23 protein-coding genes are annotated in these 22,826 nt (G+C 71.1%); 11 read left to right on the top strand and 12 right to left on the bottom strand.

The window, feature by feature from the left end:
- Window positions 1-30: 30 nt before the first annotated feature.
- Genes ACIGXO_RS21295 through ACIGXO_RS21275 form a run of 5 tightly spaced genes read left to right on the top strand, consistent with a single transcriptional unit; the run spans window position 31 to window position 6,965 of the window.
- Window positions 31-1,857 (top strand): glycosyltransferase family 2 protein, encoded by a 1,827-nt coding sequence (locus tag ACIGXO_RS21295; protein WP_399788937.1) that lies wholly within the window; start codon window positions 31-33, stop codon window positions 1,855-1,857.
- A 5-nt stretch (window positions 1,858-1,862) separates the two neighbouring features.
- Window positions 1,863-2,930, top strand: a complete 1,068-nt coding sequence (gene galE / locus ACIGXO_RS21290; RefSeq protein WP_399788934.1) for a UDP-glucose 4-epimerase GalE — start codon at window positions 1,863-1,865, stop codon at window positions 2,928-2,930.
- Between the two features lie 14 nt (window positions 2,931-2,944).
- The gene (locus ACIGXO_RS21285; protein WP_399788931.1) at window positions 2,945-4,321 is read left to right on the top strand and encodes a UDP-glucose dehydrogenase family protein; all 1,377 of its coding nucleotides are present in this window, start codon (window positions 2,945-2,947) and stop codon (window positions 4,319-4,321) included.
- Complete coding sequence (locus tag ACIGXO_RS21280; RefSeq protein ID WP_399788928.1) at window positions 4,318-5,295, top strand: UDP-glucuronic acid decarboxylase family protein; 978 nt, start codon at window positions 4,318-4,320, stop codon at window positions 5,293-5,295. The genes ACIGXO_RS21285 and ACIGXO_RS21280 overlap by 4 nt, the downstream gene beginning before the upstream one ends.
- A 5-nt stretch (window positions 5,296-5,300) precedes the next feature.
- Window positions 5,301-6,965: a right-handed parallel beta-helix repeat-containing protein gene (locus tag ACIGXO_RS21275; RefSeq protein ID WP_399789679.1), complete on the top strand. Its 1,665-nt coding sequence runs from the start codon at window positions 5,301-5,303 to the stop codon at window positions 6,963-6,965.
- 66 nt (window positions 6,966-7,031) lie between these two features.
- On the opposite strand, the gene ACIGXO_RS21270 is transcribed toward ACIGXO_RS21275, so the two are convergent.
- From ACIGXO_RS21270 to ACIGXO_RS21255, 4 genes are all read right to left on the bottom strand, one after another.
- The gene (locus tag ACIGXO_RS21270) at window positions 7,032-7,202 is read right to left on the bottom strand and encodes a hypothetical protein (protein WP_399788925.1); all 171 of its coding nucleotides are present in this window, start codon (window positions 7,200-7,202) and stop codon (window positions 7,032-7,034) included.
- A 7-nt stretch (window positions 7,203-7,209) separates the two neighbouring features.
- A complete protein-coding gene (gene grpE, locus ACIGXO_RS21265) occupies window positions 7,210-7,728 on the bottom strand; it encodes a nucleotide exchange factor GrpE (RefSeq protein WP_399788922.1) in 519 nt (172 codons plus the stop codon).
- Window positions 7,729-7,730: 2 nt separating this feature from the next.
- Window positions 7,731-9,593: a molecular chaperone DnaK gene (gene dnaK, locus ACIGXO_RS21260; protein WP_399788918.1), complete on the bottom strand. Its 1,863-nt coding sequence runs from the start codon at window positions 9,591-9,593 to the stop codon at window positions 7,731-7,733.
- 100 nt (window positions 9,594-9,693) lie between these two features.
- The gene (locus tag ACIGXO_RS21255; protein ID WP_399788916.1) at window positions 9,694-10,020 is read right to left on the bottom strand and encodes a MerR family transcriptional regulator; all 327 of its coding nucleotides are present in this window, start codon (window positions 10,018-10,020) and stop codon (window positions 9,694-9,696) included.
- A 226-nt stretch (window positions 10,021-10,246) separates the two neighbouring features.
- Between ACIGXO_RS21255 and ACIGXO_RS21250 the strand changes: the two genes are divergently transcribed.
- Window positions 10,247-11,035: an alpha/beta fold hydrolase gene (locus ACIGXO_RS21250; protein ID WP_399788912.1), complete on the top strand. Its 789-nt coding sequence runs from the start codon at window positions 10,247-10,249 to the stop codon at window positions 11,033-11,035.
- A gap of 54 nt (window positions 11,036-11,089) precedes the next feature.
- Here the strand turns inward: ACIGXO_RS21250 and ACIGXO_RS21245 are convergent, their stop codons facing one another.
- From ACIGXO_RS21245 to ACIGXO_RS21225, 5 genes are all read right to left on the bottom strand, one after another.
- Window positions 11,090-11,572: a general stress protein gene (locus ACIGXO_RS21245; protein WP_399788909.1), complete on the bottom strand. Its 483-nt coding sequence runs from the start codon at window positions 11,570-11,572 to the stop codon at window positions 11,090-11,092.
- A gap of 10 nt (window positions 11,573-11,582) precedes the next feature.
- Complete coding sequence (locus ACIGXO_RS21240; RefSeq protein ID WP_399788907.1) at window positions 11,583-12,053, bottom strand: Hsp20/alpha crystallin family protein; 471 nt, start codon at window positions 12,051-12,053, stop codon at window positions 11,583-11,585.
- 345 nt (window positions 12,054-12,398) lie between these two features.
- Entirely contained in the window at window positions 12,399-13,562 is a 1,164-nt protein-coding gene (locus ACIGXO_RS21235; protein ID WP_399788904.1) for a fatty acid desaturase family protein, read from the bottom strand.
- A 56-nt stretch (window positions 13,563-13,618) separates the two neighbouring features.
- Window positions 13,619-14,647, bottom strand: coding sequence for a ferredoxin reductase (locus ACIGXO_RS21230; protein WP_399789676.1), 1,029 nt, complete (start codon window positions 14,645-14,647; stop codon window positions 13,619-13,621).
- Between the two features lie 607 nt (window positions 14,648-15,254).
- A complete protein-coding gene (locus ACIGXO_RS21225) occupies window positions 15,255-15,794 on the bottom strand; it encodes a DUF5994 family protein (RefSeq protein ID WP_399788901.1) in 540 nt (179 codons plus the stop codon).
- Between the two features lie 319 nt (window positions 15,795-16,113).
- Here ACIGXO_RS21225 and ACIGXO_RS21220 point away from each other — a divergent pair, with 319 nt between their 5' ends.
- Entirely contained in the window at window positions 16,114-16,593 is a 480-nt protein-coding gene (locus tag ACIGXO_RS21220; protein WP_399788898.1) for a DUF5994 family protein, read from the top strand.
- 12 nt (window positions 16,594-16,605) lie between these two features.
- Here the strand turns inward: ACIGXO_RS21220 and ACIGXO_RS21215 are convergent, their stop codons facing one another.
- Window positions 16,606-17,343, bottom strand: coding sequence for a GAF and ANTAR domain-containing protein (locus ACIGXO_RS21215; RefSeq protein ID WP_399788896.1), 738 nt, complete (start codon window positions 17,341-17,343; stop codon window positions 16,606-16,608).
- Between the two features lie 483 nt (window positions 17,344-17,826).
- Between ACIGXO_RS21215 and ACIGXO_RS21210 the strand changes: the two genes are divergently transcribed.
- Window positions 17,827-18,510: an ANTAR domain-containing protein gene (locus ACIGXO_RS21210; RefSeq protein ID WP_399788893.1), complete on the top strand. Its 684-nt coding sequence runs from the start codon at window positions 17,827-17,829 to the stop codon at window positions 18,508-18,510.
- A gap of 186 nt (window positions 18,511-18,696) precedes the next feature.
- Here ACIGXO_RS21210 and ACIGXO_RS21205 read toward each other — a convergent pair whose 3' ends face one another.
- Window positions 18,697-19,221: a hypothetical protein gene (locus ACIGXO_RS21205; RefSeq protein ID WP_399788891.1), complete on the bottom strand. Its 525-nt coding sequence runs from the start codon at window positions 19,219-19,221 to the stop codon at window positions 18,697-18,699.
- Window positions 19,222-19,523: 302 nt separating this feature from the next.
- On the opposite strand from ACIGXO_RS21205, the gene ACIGXO_RS21200 reads away from it, so the two are divergent.
- The 3 genes from ACIGXO_RS21200 to ACIGXO_RS21190 all read left to right on the top strand — a co-directional run bounded on the left by ACIGXO_RS21200 (window position 19,524) and on the right by ACIGXO_RS21190 (window position 21,865).
- Window positions 19,524-20,396, top strand: a complete 873-nt coding sequence (locus ACIGXO_RS21200) for an MEDS domain-containing protein (RefSeq protein ID WP_399788888.1) — start codon at window positions 19,524-19,526, stop codon at window positions 20,394-20,396.
- 102 nt (window positions 20,397-20,498) lie between these two features.
- Window positions 20,499-21,173 (top strand): sigma-70 family RNA polymerase sigma factor, encoded by a 675-nt coding sequence (locus tag ACIGXO_RS21195; RefSeq protein WP_399788886.1) that lies wholly within the window; start codon window positions 20,499-20,501, stop codon window positions 21,171-21,173.
- Window positions 21,158-21,865, top strand: coding sequence for a hypothetical protein (locus ACIGXO_RS21190; RefSeq protein WP_399788883.1), 708 nt, complete (start codon window positions 21,158-21,160; stop codon window positions 21,863-21,865). The genes ACIGXO_RS21195 and ACIGXO_RS21190 overlap by 16 nt, the downstream gene beginning before the upstream one ends.
- 24 nt (window positions 21,866-21,889) lie before the next feature.
- Here ACIGXO_RS21190 and ACIGXO_RS21185 read toward each other — a convergent pair whose 3' ends face one another.
- Entirely contained in the window at window positions 21,890-22,810 is a 921-nt protein-coding gene (locus tag ACIGXO_RS21185) for a dihydrodipicolinate synthase family protein (protein WP_399788880.1), read from the bottom strand.
- Window positions 22,811-22,826 lie beyond the last annotated feature (16 nt).

Raw genomic sequence — 22,826 nt, 5'->3', positions numbered from 1 at the left:
CCCCGTTTACTCACTCAGGAGCGTCGGATCATGACGCACAGAGAGCCCGCTCCGGACCTGGCGACGCTGGAAGCCCAGATCGTGAGAATCTCCGGCGGCAACGTCGCCCGGATCACTCACAACGGACCGCTTTTCGCCCGTCCCCCGCGCACACTCAAGGCCGACCGGTCGACGTACGTCCCCACCCTGGCCACCCACGACATGGTCACCATCGGCGTACTGGCCGCCGGCTGGCTGATCTCCTTCGGGGCCTTCTGGTCGTGGTGGCTGGAGCCGGGGCACCGTGTCACCTGGGCCGGGCTGGCCCTGACCAGCCTGCTGCTCCTCTACCTCTCCATCCAGGCCAGTTACTTCCTCCTCGCGGTCGCGCGACTGCCCAAGGTCGATCCGGCGACCGAGATCCCCCGCGTGCGGCTGGCCGTCGCCGTGACCCGGGCCCCCTCGGAGCCATGGACCATGGCACGCCACACGCTGGAGGCGATGGCGGCGCAGGACTTCCCGTACGCGTACGACGTCTGGCTCTGCGATGAGGACCCGTCCCCGGAGACCGAGCGGTGGTGCCACGAGAACGGTGTCCGCGTGTCCACCCGGCGCGGCATTCCGGGGTACAACCGGACCACCTGGCCGCGGCGCACCAAGTGCAAGGAAGGCAATCTCGCCTATTTCTACGACCACTGGGGCTACCGGGACTACGACGTCGTCGTCCAGTTCGACTGCGACCACGAGCCGCACCCCGGCTATCTGGCGGAGGTCGTCCGCCCCTTCGCCGACCCGGCCATCGGCTATGTCGCCGCGCCCAGCATCTGCGACGTCAATGCGGCCGACTCGTGGGCGGCACGCGGCCGGCTGCACCGGGAAGCCCCGTTCCACGGCCCGTTCCAGCTCGGCCACGTCGACCGGCTGGCCCCCGTGTGCATCGGATCCCACTACGGGGTGCGTACCCAGGCACTGCGCGAGATCGGTGGCCTCGGGCCCGACCTGGCCGAGGATTTCACCACGAGCTTTCTGCTCAACTCCGCCGGCTGGCAAGGCGCATTCGCGATCGACGCCGAGGCGCACGGCCTGGGGCCCATGACCTTCTCGGACATGATCACCCAGGAGTACCAGTGGTCCCGCAGCCTCGTGGCGATGATGTTCGGGATGCTCCCGCGCCACATGCCGCGGATGCCCCTCCATATGCGGCTGCGGTTCACGATCGTCCTGATCTACTACCCGTTGCTGGCGCTCGGCGCCGCCGCCGGCGTCGTCCTGCCGGCCGTCGCCGCGGTGACCGGGCAGGTGTGGGTCAGCGTCAACTACCTGGCGTTCCTCGGACATTTCTGGGCGATGACCCTCTGGCTGGTGCTGCTCCTCCTGCTGCTGCGCCGCCGGGGGCTGCTACGACCACGCGGCGCCCCCATCATGAGCTGGGAGCTGTGGCTGTTCATGCTCGCCCGCTGGCCGTTCGTGGCCTGGGGTGTACTCGGGGCGATCATCCAGGAGACCTTCCGCCGGCCCATCTACTTCAAGGTCACGCCCAAGGACCGCAGCGGCCTGGAGCACCTGCCAAAACGCCTCGTGCTCCCCTATGTGGGGCTCGCGGTGGGCCTCTCGACAGCGGCGATCATCGGGGAACTGACCGGTCCCGCCATCGGATACGTCTTCCTGTGCATCCTCGGTGCGACGGCATATGCGCTGGTCAGCGTCATGGTCGCGATATTGCACGTCCGTGAGGCGGCCCGCGCAGCCGGTACCCGGCTGCGTACCTCCATGGCCACAGCCCGCGTCCCCCTGCTGATCTCCGTGGCGCCGCTGCTGCCGCTCGCCACGGCCATCACCTTCTACCCGCCGTACCTGGCGGCCGTCCTGGGCCGGTGAGCGCGATGACCAGTATCGGTGCGCACGGAAGCGCCCCGTCCACCCTCCTCGTCACCGGCGGAGCCGGCTTCATCGGCAGCCATACCTGCGTCGAACTGCTCGGCCATGGCTACGAGCTGATCGTGGTCGACGACTTCTCCAACAGCACGCCGCGCGTCTTCACCCGAGTGGAAAGGCTCACGGGCCGCCGCATCAAAGCCGTCCACGACGTGGACGTCCGTGACCGCCGCGCCCTCTCGGCCGTCTTCGACCGCCACTCCGTGGACGCCGTCGTGCACTTCGCCGCCCGCAAGGCCGTGGGCGAGTCGACGCGGCTGCCCGTCGAGTACTACGACACCAACGTCGGCGGGACGACCAACCTGCTGCGGGCCATGCAGCAGCACGGGGTGCACCGGCTGGTGTTCTCCTCGTCCTGCTCGATCTACGGCGATGCCGGGCGCGTACCGCTCGACGAAACCGCCCCGGCCCGGCCCGCGAATCCGTACGCGGCCTCCAAGTGGGCCTGCGAGCAGATCCTCGCCGACGTATGCCGCCGCCACCCGGAATTCACCGTGCTCTCGCTGCGGTACTTCAACCCCGTCGGCGCCCACCCGAGCGGACTGCTCGGCGAGGACCCGCGCGGCACTCCTGACAATCTGATGCCGTACGTGGCGCAGGTGGCCATCGGCCGACGCGAGCGGCTCAGTGTGTTCGGCGACGACTACGACACCCCCGACGGCACTGCGATCCGCGACTACCTCCACGTCATGGACACCGCCGAGGCCCATCGCGTCGCGCTGGAACACCTCGCCGACGCCCCCGGGATGCAGGTGTTCAACCTGGGAGTCGGCGCCGGCCGGTCGGTCCTCGACGTCATCGCCGCGTTCGGCGACGCCTGCGGGCGGCCCATCCCGTACAAGATCGTGCCTCGCCGGCCCGGCGATGTGACCGAACTCGTCGCCGACGCGACCGCGGTGGAACGCGCCTGGGGCTGGCGCGCCACCCGGGACCTGGCCGCCATGTGCCGGGATGCCTGGCGATTCCAGCAGCACAACCCCCACGGCTACGCCGCCCCGGCGCAGCAGCGTGCGTAGCAAGGAGCAACACCATGAGAATGACCGTCATCGGCACCGGATACGTCGGAACGGTGCACGCCGCATGCATGGCCGACATCGGCCACGAGGTCCTCGGCATCGACATCGACGCCGAACGGATCGCTTTCCTCGCATCGGGCCGCGCACCCATCCGCGAGGCGGGCCTCGACGAGCTGCTCGCCCGCGCCGTCGACTCCGGCCGGCTGCGCTTCGCCACCTCTCTCGCGGAAGGCGCCGCGTTCGCCAAGACGCACTTCGTGTGCGTGGGCACCCCGCAGCGCACCGACGGCGAGGCCGCCGACCTGCGGTATGTCGACGCCGTTGTGGACGGCCTGGCACCGTATCTGCGCCCGGGCAGCCTGGTCGTGGGCAAGTCCACCGTGCCGGTCGGCACGGCGGCCCGGCTCGGCAGCCGGCTGGCCGCGACCGGCTCGGACGCCGAGATCGCCTGGAATCCCGAGTTCCTGCGCGAAGGCTGTGCGGTCGGGGACACCATGCGGCCCGAGCGGCTAGTCGTGGGCGTCTCTTCCCGGCGCGCCGACGCCGTGCTCCGGGAGATCTACCGGCCCATGCTGCGGGCGGGGGTGCCGTTCTTCAGTACCGACCCGGCCACGGCCGAGCTGGTCAAGGTGGCGGCGAACTCCTTCCTCGCGACCAAGATTTCCTTCATCAACGCGATGGCGGAGGTGTGCGACGCGGCCGGCGCCGACGCCGCGGTCCTCGCCCGGGCCATCGGCGCGGACACCCGGATCGGCGACCGCTTCCTGGAGCCGGGGCTCGGCTTCGGCGGGAGCTGCTTCCCCAAGGACATCCGGGCCTTCGCGGCCCGCGCGGAGGAGCTGGGCGCCGGTGAGGCGGTGGCGTTCCTGCACGAGGTGGACCGGATCAACACCCGGCAGCGGCGGCGCACCGTCGACCGCGCACGGCAGCTCCTGGGCGGATCGCTGACCGGGCGGCGGATCGCCGTCCTCGGAGCGGCCTTCAAGCCGGGCAGCGACGACGTACGGGACTCGCCGGCCCTCGCCGTCGCGGCAGCCGTTCAGCGACAAGGGGCGACCGTACGGGTGCACGACCCGGAGGCCCTGGACAACGCGCGCGCCGTCCACCCCGACCTGACGTACGCGCCGTACATCCCCCTGGCCTGTGAGGACGCGGACCTGGTTCTGCATCTCACGCCGTGGCCGGAGTACCGGCAGATCGATCCCGCGGCGCTCGCCGCCGTGGTGCGCGACCCGCTCATCCTGGACGCCCGTAACAGCCTCGACGCGGAGCCCTGGTCCTCGGCCGGCTGGAAGCTGCACGCGCTGGGCCGACCGCGGTCCGACTCGGCCGTGCCGGACGCGCCGACGCGCACCGTCGCCCCGGCGCCACTCATGGAGGGCATCTCATGAAGGTCGTAGTGACCGGCGGTGGCGGATTCCTCGGCTCCCACCTGTGCGAGGCCCTGCTCCGCAGAGGAGACACGGTGTGGTGCCTGGACAACTTCTCCACCGGTAAACCGGCGAACGTCGCCCATCTGATCGGGGATCCCCGCTTCCGGCTCGGCCGTACCGACGTGACGGCGGCGTTCGACGTGAGCGGCGCGGTGGACGCCGTGGCCCACCTCGCCAGCCCCGCCTCGCCCCCGGACTATCACCGGCTGCCGCTGGAGACGCTGTCCGTCGGCAGCCGGGGAACGGAGAACGCGCTGCGGCTGGCCGGCCGGCACGGCGCCCGCTTCGTCCTGGCCTCCACCAGCGAGGCGTACGGCGATCCCGCGGTCCACCCGCAGCCCGAGGAGTACTGGGGCAACGTCAATCCGGTCGGCCCGCGCAGCGTGTACGACGAGGCCAAGCGGTACGCGGAGGCGCTGTCCATGGCGTACCGGCGCAGCCTCGGCGTCGACGTGGGGATCGTACGGATCTTCAACACCTACGGTCCGCGGATGCGGCCGCACGACGGCCGGGTGGTGTCCACCTTCGTCCGCCAGGCGCTGGCGGGCAGCCCGCTGACCATCTACGGCGACGGCAGCCAGACCCGCAGCTTCTGCTACGTCGACGATCTCGTCCGCGGCATCGTCGCGATGCTCGACAGCGACCACAGCGGCCCGGTGAACCTGGGCAATCCCAGCGAGCGCACCGTCCGCCAGCTCGCGGAACTCGTGCTCTCCCTGACCGGCTCGTCCTCCCGCGTCGAGCACCGCCCGTTGCCCGTCGACGACCCGACCCGCCGGTGCCCGGTGATCACCCTGGCCCGCGAGGAACTCCGCTGGGCTCCGGTGGTCCCCATCGAGGAGGGTCTGCGGCACACGGTCGCCTGGTTCGCGGGCCGTCACGTGGAGCCCTCCGTTCCCTATCGGGCGCCCCAGGCCCCTGTGGAGGCGTGATCACGATGCGCCGTACCGCCGCCACCGCGGCCTCCGCACGCTACGCACCGGTCGCCCTCACCGCCGCGATCCTGGTGATCGCCGCCAGCGGGTGCGGCGCAACGCCCCACTACTCACCGCCTCAGCACACGTACTACCTCAGCGCGCACGGCGACGACGGCAACGACGGTACGTCGCCGGGCAGCGCCTGGCGCACCCTCGGACGCGCCGAACGCGTACGGCTCCACCCCGGCGACCAGCTGCTGCTCAAGGGCGGCGAAAGGTTCACCGGGACCATCACCCTCGCGCGCGGCGAAGCGGGCGACGCGGGCGAGCCCGTGGTGATCGGGTCGTACGGCAAGGGGCGCGCGACGATCACCGCTACCGGCGCCCCGGGAGTCTCCGTCCACAACACCGCCGGGGTCACGATCCGCGACCTCCGTCTCGTCGGAAAGGGCGCCTCCTACACCCACGACAGCGGCGTCAATCTCTTCAGCGACCTCCCGGACAACACGAAGCTGGACCGTGTGCGAATCTCCGGGGTCGATGTCTCCGGATTCCGGATAGGCATCGCGGTCGGCGGCGCGGCCGGCCGAACCGGCTTCAACGATGTGACGATCCATCGTGCGAAGCTCCATGCCAACAAGGACTCCGGACTGTTGACCTACGGCCCCGCCTTCCACCCCGACAAGCCGGGATACGCGCATCGGAACATCGCCCTCACAGACGTCGAGGCGTACCGTAATTCCGGCGACCCCAAGATCGACACCACCCACAGCGGCAACGGCATCATCCTCGGCGGCGTACGCCATGCCACCGTGCGGGACTCCAGCGCCCACGACAACGGGAAGCGCTCCGCCGCCGAGGCGCCGGCCGGTCCGGTGGGCATCTGGGCGTACGACGCCACCGGAGTACTGCTGGAACACAACACCGCCTACCGCAACCACACCGGCTCCGGCGTCGACGGCGGCGGTTTCGGGCTCGACTCCAACGTCTCGTCGTCGAAGATCCAGTACAACCTGGCCTTCCACAACGACGGACCCGGTTTCTACGCCTACGCGCGCTACGTGAACGGCGCACACACCGACAACACGATTCGCTACAACATCAGCGACAACGACGGGCGCAAGCTGCCCCTGCACGGCGGTCTCGCCGTCCACGGCACGGACATCCGCAAGCTGGCGATCTACCAGAACACCGTGGTCATGACGGCCTCCCCGAAGGGCATGGGCCCCGCACTGCAACTGGAGCGCGGCGAGAAGGACGTCACCGTCCGCAACAACCTCCTGGTCACTGACGGCTCCCCACTGGTCGCCGCGGAGCGCGGTCTCGACCCCCGTGACGTCATCCTGCAGGGCAACAACTACCGCGCGCCCACGGGTGAGTGGGCCGTGAACTGGGCCGGCCGTACGTACTTCGGCCTCGCGCCCTGGCGCACCGCAACCTCACAGGAAACCATCAACAACCATCCCACCGGCCTGGCCGTCCGTCCCTGCTTCACCGGCGGCACGCTGCCGGACATCCGCTCCGCCGCCGACGCGCGGCTGCTCGTCCCCGACTGCGACACCCTGCGCGGCAAGGGCCTGGACCTGCGCAAGCGCTTCGGCACCGACCCGGGCAAGACCGACTACTTCGGCCGCACCGTCGGCACCCCGCCGCCGATCGGGGCCGCCCGCCCTGCGGGGGACTGACCCGGCGGAACTACGGATGTGCTTCAGGGGGTGGGGGCCCGTCGGTGAGGGGCGGCCGTCGGGACGTCACCGCCGATGGAGCCGCCGGTGACGCGGCACGTCCCGGTGGCTGTGCGGGCGGTGGCCGTGCGGGTGCGCCGCGATTCGTCCGGTCGTCTGGTCGTTCAGCCGGTGGATCAGCAACGCCCCCAGGACGATCATCGCGAGGATAACGGCGATGGCGATACCGGTGTCCATGGCCGCCTCACCGCCTCTCTCTCAGGGGGATGATTTCAGCGTACTCCCGCTGCTCACCGGCACCACCCGGCTCCACAGCGGGTGGCGGGCCGGTGACGGCCACCTGGGCGGGGCGCAGCAGGCGGCCTCTGATCCGGTACCCCGGGCGCAGAATCTCCGTGCAGGTCAGGCGGTCGGCGTCGGTGACGACGTGGTGCGTCAGGGCCTCGTGCCGGGCCGGATCGAAGGCGTCGCCCTCCTCGCCGAACGACTGCAGCCCGAGCGAACCGAGCGCCGTTCCCAGGGTGTCGATGATCTCCCTGAGGCCCGGGGTCATCGGCTCGTGGGCGCGGGCGCGGTCCACGGCATCCAGCACGGGCAGCAGCGCCCGCAGAACGTTGACCACGGCGATCTCGCGCAGGGCCATCCGGTCCCGCTGTACGCGCTTGCGGTAGTTGTCGTACTCGGCCTTCACCCGCTGCAGATCACCGGTCCGCTCGTCGAGCAGCCGCTGCAGTTCCGTGGGCGACAGCTGGCTGCGGTTCATCGTCAACCCGCCTGCGAACGGTCGTCGTCAACGATTTCGGCGTCCACCACCTCTTCCTCCGTACCGGACTCCGGACCGCTGCCTTCCGCGCGCTTTCCGGCCGTCTCACCGTCGGCCCGGCCCTGTGCGTACAGGGCGCTGCCGATCTTCTGCGCGGCAGCCGCGGCCTTGTCCATGGCCTGCCGGATGTCCGCGGTGTCCTCGCCCTTGAGCTTCTCCTTCAGCTCCGCGAGCGCGCTCTCGGTCTCGCTCTTCGCCTCGGCGGGGACCTTGTCGGCGTTGTCCCTGATGAGCTTCTCGGTCTGGTACACGAGCTGTTCGGCCTGGTTGCGGGTCTCGGCGGCCTCGCGCCGACGGCGGTCCTCCTCGGCGTGCTGCTCCGCCTCGCGCACCATGCGGTCGATGTCGGTCTTGGGCAGGGCGGAGCCGCCGGTGACGGTCATCTTCTGCTCCTTGCCCGTGCCCAGGTCCTTCGCGGTCACGTGCATGATGCCGTTGGCGTCGATGTCGAAGGAGACCTCGATCTGCGGGACGCCGCGCGGGGCCGGCGGCAGACCGGTCAGCTCGAACATCCCGAGCTTCTTGTTGTACGCCGCGATCTCGCGCTCGCCCTGGTAGACCTGGATGGCCACCGAGGGCTGGTTGTCCTCGGCCGTGGTGAAGGTCTCGGACCGCTTGGTCGGGATCGTGGTGTTGCGCTCGATGAGCTTGGTCATGATGCCGCCCTTGGTCTCGATACCGAGGGACAGCGGGGTGACGTCCAGCAGGAGGACGTCCTTGACCTCACCCTTGAGGACACCGGCCTGCAGCGACGCACCGATGGCGACGACCTCGTCCGGGTTGACGCCCTTGTGCGGCTCCTTGCCGGTGAGCTCCCTGACCAGGTCGGTCACCGCCGGCATCCGCGTCGAACCGCCCACCAGAATCACGTGGTTGATGTCGGACACCTTGATCCCGGCGTCCTTGACCGCCTGGTGGAAGGGGCCCTTGCAGCGCTCCAGCAGGTCGGCGGTGAGCTGCTGGAACTGGGCGCGGGTCAGCTTCTCGTCCAGGTGCAGCGGCCCCTCCGCAGAGGCGGTGATGTAGGGCAGGTTGACCGTGGTCTCGGAGGTGCTGGACAGCTCGACCTTGGCCTTCTCCGCGGCCTCGCGCAGGCGCTGGAGAGCCATCTTGTCCTTGGTCAGGTCGACGCCGTACGCGTTCTTGAACTGCTTGGCCAGATGGTCGACGATCCGCTGGTCCCAGTCGTCACCGCCCAGATGCGTATCGCCGTTGGTCGCCTTCACCTCGATGACGCCCTCGCCCATCTCCAGCAGCGAGACGTCGAAGGTGCCGCCGCCGAGGTCGAAGACGAGGACCGTCTGGTCGTTCTCCTTGTCGAGCCCGTAGGCCAGGGCGGCGGCGGTGGGCTCGTTGATGATGCGCAGGACGTGCAGCCCCGCGATCTCACCGGCCTCCTTGGTCGCCTGCCGCTGGGTGTCGTCGAAGTACGCGGGAACCGTGATCACCGCGTCCGTCACGTCCTCGCCGAGGTACGCCTCGGCGTCCCGCTTCAGCTTCTGCAGCACGCGAGCGGAGATCTCCTGGGCGGTGTACCGCTTGCCGTCGATGCTGCCCTCGTGCGGGAAGCGCCAGTCCTTGTCGCCCATGTACCGCTTGACCGAGCGCGCGGTGCGGTCCACGTTGGTGACCGCCTGCCGCTTCGCGACCTCGCCGACCAGCACCTCGCCGCGCTTCGCGAACGCCACGACCGACGGCGTGGTCCGCGCGCCCTCCGTGTTCGTGATGACCGTGGGCTCGCCCGCTTCCAGGACCGAGACCACCGAGTTGGTCGTACCGAGATCAATTCCCACCGTACGCGCCATGGGGCTCCGCCTCCTCATCCGCCCGCGTCAGCGGCTGCCGAGAAGTTCCCTACGCACCTACATAGAACCTGAGCCGACCCTTGTCAAGGTTGCTTCTCCGCTACGGCGCGGAGCGGCCCTCTTCCGCCTGCCGTCCCGTCCGCAGCCGGGTCAGGTCGGCCTCCAGCTCGGCAACCCTGCCCCGGAGTGCGAGGACATGGCGTACGCCGGCCAGCGTGACGCCTTCCTCGATGAGCTCGAGCACCTCGGCCACCCGGTGGATCTCCCTGCGGGAGTAACGCCGCTGGCCCGCGGCGGAGCGCCCGGGAACGACCACGCCTTGATCATCAAGGCGCCGGAGAAAGGCGACCTGCACATCGAGCATGTCGGCGACCTGCCCGATGGTGTAGAGGGCCGCGCGCTCGTCGTCGATGGGCAAGTTGGCCACGTCCAGCCCCTCTCACCGCCAAAAACCTGCAAGCCAGCTTAGAGGTTGCTTCCATAGGAGGTAAGAGAAAAGGACGGTCCGGAGCATGTGCGGGAGGTAGCCGATGTGGGGTCGGGTTCCTTTCCTTCGTTCTGCGGAGTCGCTCAGCGGTACCGGGAGCGAGGACCCCGCACGGCCTCCGAACGGCTCACTGGCCGAAGGACGACCGGCCGGGTTCCCTCCGGTGGTGCTGGCCTACGAGCGGCATGGGGCCGGCGAGCCGGTCGTACTCCTGCACGGTCTCGGGAACAGCCGGCGGGCCTGGGACCCGGTGCTGCCCCATCTCACCGACGGGCGCGAGATCATCGCTCTCGACCTGCCGGGTTTCGGCGAGTCCCCCGACCTGGACCCCGCCATACCCCGCGACCTGCCGACGGCTGCGGCACTGCTGGGTTCGGTGTTCCCGGCCTTGGGTCTGCGGCGGCCGCATGTGGTGGGGCATTCTCTGGGCGGTCTGATCGCGCTGCGGTTGGGGCAGGCGGGGCTGGCGCGCAGCGTGACCGCGCTGGCGCCGGCCGGATTCTGGAGCGAAGCCGAGCGCCGTTATGCCTACGCCGTGCTGAATGCCGTCCGGCGGGGGTCCCGGGTCCTGCCGGATGCCGTGCTGCAGCCCTCTGTCGAGTCCGGCGCGGAGGCGGCAGCCGGCGGCCGGCGCGCGCAGGCGCTCCGGTCCCGGTACCTCTCGCCCGAGCTGCTCGCGGACCTCCGCGCGATGCGGGATGCGACCGGGTTCGAGGCGGTGCTGGAGGCCGGGCGGCTCGGCGGGCTGTTCACCGGTGACATCCCCGACGTACCGGTGACCATTGCCTGGGGCAGCCGGGACGGGCTGCTGCCGAGGTGGCAGAGCAATCGGGTGCGGGCGTTGATCCCCCACGCCCGGCAGGTCGTGCTCCCCGGCTGCGGACACGTGCCCTTCCGCAGGGCGCCCGGACTGGTCGCCCGGGTCATCCTCGACGGTACGGGCAAGACGAACTGACCGGGCTGCCGGGCGGGGCCGGCGCCCGGGTGGGGCCGGCCTCGACGCGTCGGGTCAGTCCTCTCGCCAGGCGAGCTTGATGAGTCGGTTCTTGGCGTCTTCGGCGACTTCGTGGTCGGCGACGACGTCATAGCGGGCCGCGACGATCTGGCTCCGGGAAGCGAAGTCCCGGCGTCCACCGGTCATGGCGTGGCTCGCGAGCCCGAACAGCGTGCCGAAGACCGCGCCGTAGGCCACACCGCTCAGCACCAGCGTCAGAACGCCATGGCGGCCGGCGGCGAACACCGACAGCAGCAGTCCGATCAGCAGGCCGAACCAGGCACCCGTACCGGCCCCGGCCAACGCGGCCCGGCCCAGGGTGAGCCGGCCCAGCACCGTTTCGACCATGCGCAGGTCCGAACCGATGATCGCGGTGTGTTCCACCGGGAACTTGTTGTCGGCGAGGAAATCGACCGCGCGCTGGGCACCTTCATACGTCGGGTACGAGCCGACGACCGGCCTGTCGACCCCGGCGGAGGAGGAACGTTGCTCAGTCATCCGGATCTTTCTACTCCTTGCCGCCGAGAGCGATACGGCGCCGCTTGGACGAACCCGATTTCGGCAGGCGGACCCGCAGAATGCCATCGGTCAGCTCGGCCTCGGTCCGCTCGCTGTCGACACCACTGGGCAAGCCGGTGCGGTAGAAGAACCGGCCGGTGCGGCGCGACAGTACGTTCCCCTGCTGCTCTTCGGAGACCTCTCCGGTGATCCGCAGCTCGTTGTCGTCCACCTCCACGTTCACGTTCTGCTGAGGTATGCCCGGCAGTTCGGCTCGCACCAGGTAGGCGTCGTCGAGCTCTTCCTCCTCGACGGTCGGCATCCAGGTACCCTCGCGCCCGCCGGGGCTCACGGTCCGCCCGAAGAGCTGACCCATCTGGTTCCACAGAGTCTCGAACTCGGCGAACGGGTCCCAGGCGGAAAGCCCTGTTCCTTGCCGCTGCTCCAGACCACCGCCGGCACGCCGCACCGGAAGATTCATCGCTACTCCTCATGCCTCTGGCCAGGCCGCGGATGTCTCCGCCGAGGCAGCGAGCGCGGCCGGGCGCGGCCAGTAATCCGTCGCGGTGCGGGTGTCCCGGGGAGGCATGACCACTCGGCATGGATCCGGCCATCCGGGCCGGGCAGGCCCGGCCCTCAGGGCCGCCTCACCTCCGTGTGGATGGCCAGTTTGAACTGGGCGTGGGTGACCGGGGCGGGGATCTTGGGGTCAGAGGCATCGCACACCGCTGCGAAACGGCATCGCCCGGCATGCACACAGCCTCGCCCTCGCTGGGTGACGCACAACGAGCAGGTCGCCCAACACCCCGGAGAGCTTTTGGGCCCCTCAGGCAGCCCTTTCGCCTTGCGGCCGACTCTGTGTTGCCCGGTGGAGATTCGGCAGGGCCATGCGGCAGATGCGCGCCCAGGTGGAGGCGTACTGCTTGAGGAGAGGACCGGTGGTGTACGGGATGCCGTGGGCGGTGAGGATCTCGCGGACGCGAGGGGCGATCTCGGCGTAGCGGTTGCTGGGCAGGTCCGGGAAGAGGTGGTGTTCGATCTGGTGGCTGAGGTTGCCGGTGAGGACGTGGAAGACGGTGCCGCCCTCGATGTTGGCCGAGCCGAGGGCCTGACGCAGGTACCACTGCCCCCGGGTCTCGTCCTCGATCTCTTCCTCGGTGAAGGAGCGGACGCCGTCGGGGAAATGGCCGCAGAAGATGACGGTGTGGGCCCACAGGCTGCGCGCGGTGTTGGCGGTGAAGTTGCCGAGCAGGCAGGGCACGGCGGACGGGCCGGCGAGCAGCGGGAAGAGCAGGTAGTCCTTGGCGGCCTGGCGGGCGCCTTTTCGTGCGGTGTTGGCGGTGTCGCGGAGGAAGGCTCGCAGGCTTTTGCGGCGTTGGAGTACGCCGTCGGCCTCCAGGTCGTACAGGGCGGCCATCCACTCGAAGAAGGGCGCGCCCAGGGCCGCGAGAAGAGGCTGGAAGAGGTGGACGGGGTGCCAGGGCTGGTCCTCGCTCATCCGCAGGACGGTGAAGCCGAGGTCGCGGTCGCGGCCGACGACATTGGTCCAGGTGTGGTGGAGGTGGTTGTGGGTGTGCTTCCAGGCGTAGGCCGGGGTGGGGTTGTCCCATTCCCAGGTGGTGGAGTGGATCGCCGGGTCGCGCATCCAGTCCCACTGGCCGTGCATGATGTTGTGCCCGAGTTCGAGGTTCTCCAGGATCTTGGCGGTGCTGAGGGCGGCCGTGCCGGCGAGCCAGGCCGGGGGCAGCAGGGACACCGCCAGAGCGGCCCGCCCGGCGATCTCCAGGCGGCGGTGGACGGCCACGACGGTGTGGATGTAGCGGGCGTCCTCGGCGCCGCGGCGGGCGAGGACGTCGGCGCGGATACGGTCGAGCGCACGGCCCAGGGCCTCGGTGTCCGTACCGTGCGGAGGCGCGGCGGACGGGTCGGGCCGGTCGGACGGTGCGAGCAGGGCCGGAGCGGTCGAATGGGTCGGCACGGCTGTGCTCATGGTGGGTGGCTCCTCCGGTGGGCGTACGGGGGTGCTCAGGACGGTGCGCGGGGGTTTCAGAGGTCGAGGGCGACGGGGCCGCAGGCGGCCAAGACGCAGGTCTGGATCAAGTCGCCCGGCTCGCCGTGCACTTCGCCGGTACGCAGGTCGCGAACCCGGCCGTGCAGCAGCGGGCTGACGCAGCCGAAGCAGATGCCCATCCGGCAGCCGCTCGGCATGGCCACCCCGGCGGCCTCCCCGACGTGGAGCAGCGGCGTACCGGTGCCGGCGGCGGTCTCCACGCCGCTCGCTGCGAAGCGCACGGGTGCGCCCGGGGCGGCGCTGTCAGCGGCACCGGACGGCAACAGTGGTACGGGCCGGAACCGCTCGGTGTGCAGCCGCTCGGCGAGTCCCTCCTCACCCCAGAGCCGTTCGGCGGACTCCAGCAGCGCGGCGGGACCGCAGGCCCAGGTGTCGCGCTCGCGCCAGTCCGGGCAGAGGGCGGGCAGTTGCTCCGGGGCGAGGTGGCCGGCCGGGCGGGCGCCGGCGCGGGTGTGGTGCTCGTGCAGCCGGAACCACGGCACGTCCTCGGCCATCGACCGCAGTTCGGGGCCGAAGACCGTGCGGGCGGGATCGGGAGCGGAATGCACCAGCAGTACGTCGGTGCCCTCCGCGAGGCGGCCGTTGTCGGCCAGGTCGCGCAGCATGGCCATGACCGGAGTGATGCCGATCCCTGCGGTGAGCAGCAACAGTCGCCGGGGAGGCGGGTCGGGCAGCTGGAAGTCGCCCTGGGCCGGGCCGAGACGCAGTACCTCACCGGGGTGGAGGCGGTGGGCCAGGTACCGGGAGACGTGGCCGTCCGGCAGGGCCCTGACGGTGAGGGTGAACGGGTCGCCGGGCCTGCCGGGCGGAGAGGTGAGCGAGTAAGTACGCCAGTGCAGCACCCCGTCGATCCGCACGCCCACGGGAACGTACTGCCCGGCCCGGCGCGCGGGCCGCCAGCCGTGGCCGGGACGGATCACCAAAGTCGTCGCGTCCGCGGTCTCCGGCCGTACCTCCTCGACCCGCCCGGCCGGCCACCGCCGCGACAGCAGCGGATCGGCCATCGCCAGGTAGTCGTCCGGGAGCAGGGGCGTGGTCAGCCGCCCCGCCGCTCCCAGCACCAGGCGGACGACCCCCTCGGACAGCGCACTGCGAGGCAAGAGACGGGCCATGCTCCGGATGTCCTCTCCTCGACGACGAGAGATTCGATCACTGGGCTGCGGCAGCGCGCAGTACGGCGCGCAGAGACCGTCGTCCACTCTTACGAGATCGGGGGCAGGAGGCAAAGCAGCAGGGCGGTAATCCGCCGCAGCGCGCTGCGGCCGGGCCTTGGCGAGGCACTGCCGGGCTGCAGCGATCCCCTGACATCGGACGGCGCCCCTGCCGGAGGCACCACTCGACCCACGGACCGCCTGGTCCGCGGACGGGGGCGCCGGCCGAGCCTTTGGCCGGAACCGCGGTACCTGAACGCTCTGCACATGCTGCCGTCAGAGGGAGCCCGCTCGACGACGTACCGACGGAGTGGGCGAGAGGCCGGCGAGCATGCGCTGCGGCGCCTCGCCCTCGCGCCCCGGCCGGGAGGGGCACGTGCTCACCGAACGGTGTCTGTGCGAGGGGCTCGACGCCTCGTGTCATTGGCCTGGCCGGGAGGTTCGGCAGGGGCAGGGCGTGCTAGCCCATCGGGATCCCGAGGGGGGACATGCAGGCCCCGCCCTCGGTTTCCCAGGTGGCTTCCCGGCGTCGGGCGTCCCGGATGCCTTGCCCGATGACGGCCTCGTCGGCCATCAGCGCGCCTGCGGTCCGGACACTGCCGGGGATCGCGGCGGCGGTCATCAACCGGGCCGCGGCCGAGGGCTCGGTCTCGGGCGGGATCACCAGCAGGTCCCAGCGGCCGATGGTGTAGGAGAGCAGGATCAGCTTGTCGGGGTGCTGTTCGGTGAACCAGCCCACGTGCAGTGTGTGCCCGGCCACCGGAACCCTGCGCGGGACGACGGGCCAACGGGTGGGGTTCACGGTGACGCGTGTGATGCGGCCCCAGGCTTCGTCGAGCGCGGCGGCGAGCGGCGGAAGTTCGGCTTCGAGGTCGCGTGAGCGGGGCCACCAGGCCCCGTCGAGCTGGCCGGCGAGCGTGGTCGTCGGAGTGAGCGACAGGCGCGCCGGGAGCGCAGTGGCGACGTCGCGGGGCGTGGTCCGGTCGAGGGTGGTGGTCATGGCTGCCGACCTGCCCCCGGGCGGCCCTGACGGCAACCCGGCTTCTTGTGGTCGCCGGAAATGACACCCGCGTGGAAGCCGGTGTGCGAAATACTCCCGGTTTTTTCAGTGTACGCCCGTTAAGCCGCCTTTAACCGATGCGACCAGGCGTTTTCGGGATGCGTGGCAGGGCGGGTTCGCTCTGGCGGGCGGCGGGGCGGAGCGACGGGAGTAACGTATGAACAGGGCGTACTCGTACACCTCGGACGACCGGACACCTGCATCGGAGCCAGTCCTGCGACGAGGTGACGGCCGTGCCCCTGGAGGGTCGGTATGCATCATGGCTGACTTCGACACCCCCAAGACGCCTCTGCTCCTGCCGGACGCGATCCACCGGGCGGTGAAGCCCGGTATCGCGCTGCTGCGGTTGGAGACCACACGGTCCCGGCAGGGAGTCCTGGACGGCGCGTGGTGGCCGCGCACAAGGAACATCGAAACGGAACTGCCCCAACTGATCAATGCGCTGACCGAGCACCTCGGGCCGATCACCCGGGTCGGTCTCGACGCTTCCGCCTGGGAGAGCCTCCCCACCCGCCTGGTCATCGACGACCGCGTCGTACACCTCGACTCCGACCCGGTCGGCGACGACACCGTCCTCGTCACCCGCGGCGACAAGGACCACTTCGCCCTGCTGGTGGTTCCTCCGGACGCCACCGCCGACGCCGCCCGCGAAGCGATGGCCCGCGCCGTGCGCGCCGACAACATCACCCCGGCCGCACAGATCCTCGTCGCCACCCTCCCCGGCCCCGGGACCGAGTAACGGGCCTTCGGCTCAGGGTGCTCTCCCGTCCCGCCGGGGGCTCTCCTCGTCGGGCGGAAGGGGAAGGGCACCGGTGCCGTCGATGATGTCGCGGGACAGGTCGACGATGCGGATCCGGTGATGGCGGGCGTGGGCGCGCAGGCGCTGGAAGGCAGCGGCGGGATCGATGGCGTGATGGGAGGAGAGATAGCCCTTCGCCTGCTCGATGACCGTGCGGGTATTCAGGGCGCCTTGGAGCTGTGTGCTCAGTGTGCGGTGATGGTCCAGAGCGGTCTGCTGGAGCAGGGAGATCGCGGTGGAATCGGCCAGGGCCCGGGCGAGGTGGCGGTCGGCCTCGGGCAGGGGGCCGGTGGCCCGGCGGAAGAGGTTCAGCACGCCGATGATCTCCGCTCTCAGCCGGATCGGACTGGCATGCACGGAGCGGTAGCCGGCGCGGTGCGCGCGAGCGCTGAAGTCCGGCCAGCGGGACGGGGCGGTCAGGTCCAAGTGGTCGACGGCGGCGCCGTCGCGGTAGGCGCTGAAGCAGGGGCCCTCGCGGGCGTCGAGTTCGAAGAGCTCTACGAGACGGACCTGTTCGGAGGTGGTGGCGACCAGGCGCAGCGGGCCGCCGCGGGCGGCCAGCATCACCCCGGCGTCGCCGATGTCCAGGAGATCCATGCAGTGTTCGGCGACGCGGTACAGGAAGTCGGCGGGGTCGAAGTCGGCGACCAGGGTGTCGGCCACGTCGATCAGCGCGGCGGTCACCCGCATCTCACGGGACGGAGGCGCGGGCCCGTCCGGTGCGGGCGGGCCTGTTGCCGGTAACGGCGGAATGGGCACAGCAGCCTCCGGTAGTCGATGTCAGCGACCGGACCGGAAGCGTCATACACGGGGTCTGGGTGGCGACCACCCGGAATACCAGCGCTGTCCTGCGGCCAGACTACGCCCCGGGCGCGGCCCTTTCAGCCTGGCCGAATGCCTGCGTCCGCCTCGCCACGAGGTGCCTCGCACGGAAGCCTTGAGCCCGCGCCTCCGCACGGCCATTGCGGTGGGGTTGGGCGTAGGCTGGCACTGCTGCCCGCACATGATGCTGTTGCTCTGCTTGGCTACCCTGACATTGGCTTCCGATCGGGCAGTTCGGCGGTGAGTGCCGGAGACCGGAACCGTACCGATGGACACACTCTGGGCCGCTGGCGGCCTCAACAACTGTGTTCTGAGCTTCCCGTGAGGCCCCCGCGGCCGGAGGCCGCGAGGTTGGCCCACTACCTTGCCCGCCACCACGACGGGCCGGGCTCCATCGCCGCCGCGTGCCGGGCGGCGCTGCAGCCTCCCTGCTCGGTAGGGCTGACGCTGGCTGCGGATGCCGCGCTGGCCCGCCGGATCTCGCTGTGCGGCGACGGCCCGCTGGCCGACGCGGGTGAGACGCTGCAGATCAACCTGGGCGAGGGGCCGTGCGTGCAGGCGCTGCAGCAGCGGGCCACGGTACTCGCGGCTGATCTGACCGACCCCGGCACCGTGCGGCTGTGGCCCATCTTCGCCAGTCAGGCCCAGGACCGGGGAATCCATGCGGCATTCGCCCTGCCCGCCGCATCCCACCCCCGCTTCGCAGACCGGGCGGGCATCGTCCTGTCCCTGTACCGCGACCGGTCCGGCCCGCTGTCACCAGCCGACCAACACACCGCCCACATCCACCTGGAAGCCGCCCAACTCCTCCTCCAAGCCGCCTGTACCTCCGCGCCCGAGGACGATCCCCCCTTCCTCCGCTTCACACCGCGCCAGGCAGCCGTCCACCAGGCAGTCGGTGTGATCATGCAGCGCCACCACCTCTCCGCCGACCACGCGCTCGACCGGCTGCGCGCCCACGCCCACAGCCGTGGCATCGATCTCAGCGACCTCGCCCATGCGGTCGTCCACGAGGGCCTGGCCCTCCCCGACTAGCCACCGCGGCCCGGACCAGGAACGCTCTTCGGGTTCGCTTGTCCAGCCTCCGACGCGTTCCGGCGGAACGGAGATGCGCCGGTAGCCCGGCAGGGAAGGCGCCATCGAAGGACTACGCCTCCCCCTTCCGAGTCGGCACGTTCGGCCCCGCCAGGCACAGGGCATCAGGCCAGTTCAGCCCGTCTTTCAGGGCCGCTTCACGTCCGTGTGGATGGCCAGTTTGAACTGGGCGTGGGTGATCGGGGCCGGGACCTTGGTGTCGCCGCTGCCGCGGGCGGAGATCTTGAGGCCGATCGGGGTGCCGGGGTGGACGAAGATCTGCCACATGTAGGTCTTGTACTGGCCGCCGCCCGTCTTCCAGGTGTCCGTCGTGGCCGTGGAGTCATAGCCGCCGGCGCTGTTCAGGGGGTCGCGGACGAAGCGGGCGCGGTACTCGTTGGGGCGGGAGTCGGCGGCCCAGAAGACCATCGCGGAGAGCACGCCCCAGCCCTCGTGGCTGGGCCATATCAGTCCGGAGCGGGCGTCGGGGAAGACCGAGGGCTCGCCGCCGCCGTTGGCCGGGTCGTGCATCCGCCACGGGTCGTAGCTCTCGTCCGACGCGCCGTACGGGAAGCGGACGAGGTGGTAGCCGTCGGAGTCGTAGGAGATCTTCTGGGTGCGTGCGCCGTGCCGTTTCGCGTCCCACAGCAACGAACAGATGGTGACGGACACCTGGGCCTCCTTCGGAAAGCCGGCGGCGCGCGTTCCGTGCGGCGCGCCGGACGGTGAACGTAAGGGGCTGGAGGGCCGCGGTCAATGCCGCGGGACGGTGGACACGAGCTGACGGCTTTAGTTCGGGTTCGGCACCGGTTTCGTTCGGGTGGCGGGCCCAGGGCAGCGGTTTTCTTGCACAGCCGCGCACAGTCGCGCAGTTGGCGCACGACTCGCCGCGGGACGCACGCGGTCGTCTACGTTCTGCTGAGGTTGGCGTACGGCACAGTCCGGACGGTGGTGCGGTCGGAGGGCGGCGGACGATGGCCGGGGAGGCGACGCGGCGCGGCACACTGCCCGTACAGCGGCTGCGGGCCGGGGACCACGCATTCTGCCGGTACACCGACCGGCCCAGGTGGGACCTGGTCGCCGCGTACACGTGGACGGGGCTGGCACGCGGCGAGAAGGTCATCATCTGCCCCGCGCCGCAGGCCGACCGCGACACGGTGCGGGAGCGGCTGGAGGAGCACGGTCCCTCGCTCGACCACGTCTGCGCCCGCGGCCAGTTGGTGTTCGCCAGCATGCGCACGCTGCTCCTCCCCGACGACCGCTTCTCCGCCGCCCGCCAGCGGCAGCGCATCCAGGAGGAGATCACCGGCGCGCTCGCCAAGCGCTTCGCCGGGCTGCGCGCGTACATCGACATGCGCTGGATCGCCGACCTCGGCGCGGACGTGGAGGAGGTGATGGCCCGCGAGGAGAACGCGGCGCAGCTCTTCGCCACCCGCGTCTACAGCGAGGTCTGCGCGTACGACACGAGCGCTTTCGAGCCGGCGGTGCTCGACGCCATGCACGCGGCCCATCCGCACGACCTGCTCGACGGGCCGGGGTCGCTGCGCGCGCTGCACGCGGCGGGCCTCGTCCGGCTGGTCGGGGAGGCCGACATGGCCACCCAGATCGAGTGGATCTCCGCGCTGCGCGAGGCGTTCAAGCGCTCGGCGCACGACGGCCGGCTGGTCGTGGACCTCTCCCGGCTGCACTTCCTCAGCGTCGGCTGCGCCTCGGACCTGCTGAACCTCGCCACCGACGCGCACCGCCACGGCCGTATCGAAGTACGCCTGGACCACGGCAAGGCCACCCTGCTCGTCGGCCTCGGGAGCCGGTACCTCAGCCACGTCGTCCTGGTAGAGGATTCCTGAAGATTTTCCTCGGTGGCTTCAACGCGGAGCGTCCGTGCCGCGTACTCCCTGGGACGGTGATCGACTCTCGGCGTTGGAGGAGGACGGGCGCATGCGTGTGCGGTGGGCGGGACTTCCGGGGCGGAGCCGGTAGTGGGCGGGCTGCTCCGGCGCGTGCGCCGCCGCGGGACGGCCGACGCACCCGGCAGGACGGCCGACGCACCCGGCGCCAAGCCGCCGGCCGGGAACGGGCCCGCGGCTGCCGGGGAGACGCTGGACGGGGAGACGCTGGACGGGGAGGCGGACGTACGGACCGCCTACCAGCGGTACGGCGGTGAACTGTACGGCTTCGCGTTCAACGCGCTGGGCGATCACCAGCTCGCCGAGGACGTGGTCCAGGAGACCTTCATCCGCGCCTGGCGCGCGGCGGACGGCTTCGACGCGGCCCGCGCGACGCTGCGCACCTGGCTCTTCGCCATCGCCCGCAACGCGGTGGTGGACGCCGTGCGCCGCCGGTCCGTGCGCGACCGCGCGGACCGCCGCGAGCAGCGGGAGCCGGAGCCGGTCCGCACCGACGTCTTCGACCACCTGCTGACCCGCATCGAGCTGGACGAGGCGCTGCTGCGGCTCTCCGACGATCAGCGGCAGGCCGTCGTGGAGGTCTACTTCCTCGGCCGGACCTGCGCGGCCCTCGCCGCCGAGCTCGGCATCCCGGCGGCCACCATGCGCAGCAGGCTGTACTACGGTGTCCGCGCGCTACGGAGCATCCTGGAGGAGAACGGATGGCTGGCCCCATGAGTGCCCTGTGCCAGGCGGTCCGTTCGCAGGCGACCGAACTCCTGCTGCTGGGACGCCCGCTGCCGGCGGCCCTGACCCGGCATCTGGCCGGGTGCGAGGAGTGCGCGGCCGAGTGCGAAGGCGTGCGCCGGGTGGTGCGGACGTTCGAGCGCGCGGAGGGTGCGCCGTCACGGCTGCCCGCGTCCGCGCTCCTCCCGTTTCCCTCGCCGGAACCGCTCCCCTCGCCGGAACCGCCGCCCTCGTCCCTGCCGGTCCCCGCGTCCCGGCCCCGCCCCCGGCGTGCGCGCCGGGCCGCCCTCCTGGCGGCCGCCGCCGTGCTGGCCGCCATCGCGTTCCTGGTGCCGGTGGCCGTGCACGACCGGGACAGCGGCCCGGTGGACGTCGTCACGGTGGCCCGCGAGGGGCTGATGATCCCGCACCCGTGGGGCACCGAGGTACCGGTGTCGCTGTCCGGGCTCACGCCCGGCCGGACGTACCGGATGATGACGGCCGACGCCGACGGGAATCGCGTACCCGCCGGCAGCCTCACCGCGCCCGGTCCCGGCGCCCGGACCCGCATGATGACCGCGATGGCCCGGGACGCCATCAAGTCGCTGCTGGTGGAGGACCAGGACGGCCGGCTGGTCGCCGACCTCCCGGTACGGCCGCTGCGGTCCCCCGGCCCCACGGCCGGCGGCACCGCGACCGGCTGAGTACGGGCTCCCGCGCGCGGCCGCTCACCGCGCCCAGCGCAGTACCAACGGGTCGTGGCGGCGGGCCAGTTCGAGGAGGCCGGCGCGGGTCGCGGGCGGTACCGGGCCGAAGGGCGCGCGGGTGCGGTCCGAGGCGATGATGCCGCCCTCGGCCATGAGGATCTTCTGCGCGCGCAGTCCGCACTGCCGGTTCTCGTAGTGGATCAGCGGCAGCAGCTCCTCCCAGTCCGCGACCGCCCCGGCCCGGTCGCCCGCGTGGTACTGCCGCACGATCCGGCCGAGCCGGTCGGGCACGGTCGAGCTGGACATCGTGCCGACCGCGCCGGCGTCCAGGTCCGGTATGAGCGTGACGGCCTCCTCGCCGTCGAACGGGCCCTCCAGCCGGTCGCCGACCGCGGCGATGAGGGTACGGAGCTTGTCGGCGGCGCCCGGCGTCTCGATCTTGGCGTACCGCAGCTGCGGCACCTCCTTGATCAGGTGGACGAGGACGCCGACGGGCAGCGGCGTGGTGGACATGGGGGCGTCCTGGACCATGAGCGGGAGGTCGGTGGCGGCGGCCACGGTGGTGAAGTAATCGGTCAGCGCCGCCTCGGGAACGGCCATCGTGGCGCCGAAGAACGGCGGCATCAGCATGATCATGTCGGCGCCCATCGCCTGCGCCTCGCGGCTGCGGCGGGCCGCGACGCGGGCGCTGTAGTGGCTGGTCGTCACGACCGTCGGGACGCGGCCCGCGGCGCGTTCGAGGACGGTACGGCACACCTGGTCGCGTTCCTCGTCCGTCAGCGAGAACTGCTCGGAGTAGTTGGCGAGGACGCACAGCGCGTCGGCGCCGCCGTCGATGAGGTAGTCGACGACCCGGGCCAGCCCGGCGAGGTCCAGCTCCTCCTCGTCGTCGAAGACCGTCGGGACGACGGGGATCACACCGCTCAGGGGCGTCGTCAGCATGGGAGCCTCTCTGATC

It is taken from the genome of Streptomyces sp. NPDC053542, from assembly GCF_044544685.1.
Classification (GTDB): domain Bacteria; phylum Actinomycetota; class Actinomycetes; order Streptomycetales; family Streptomycetaceae; genus Streptomyces.
This window is presented reverse-complemented; position numbering and strand designations above follow the sequence as displayed.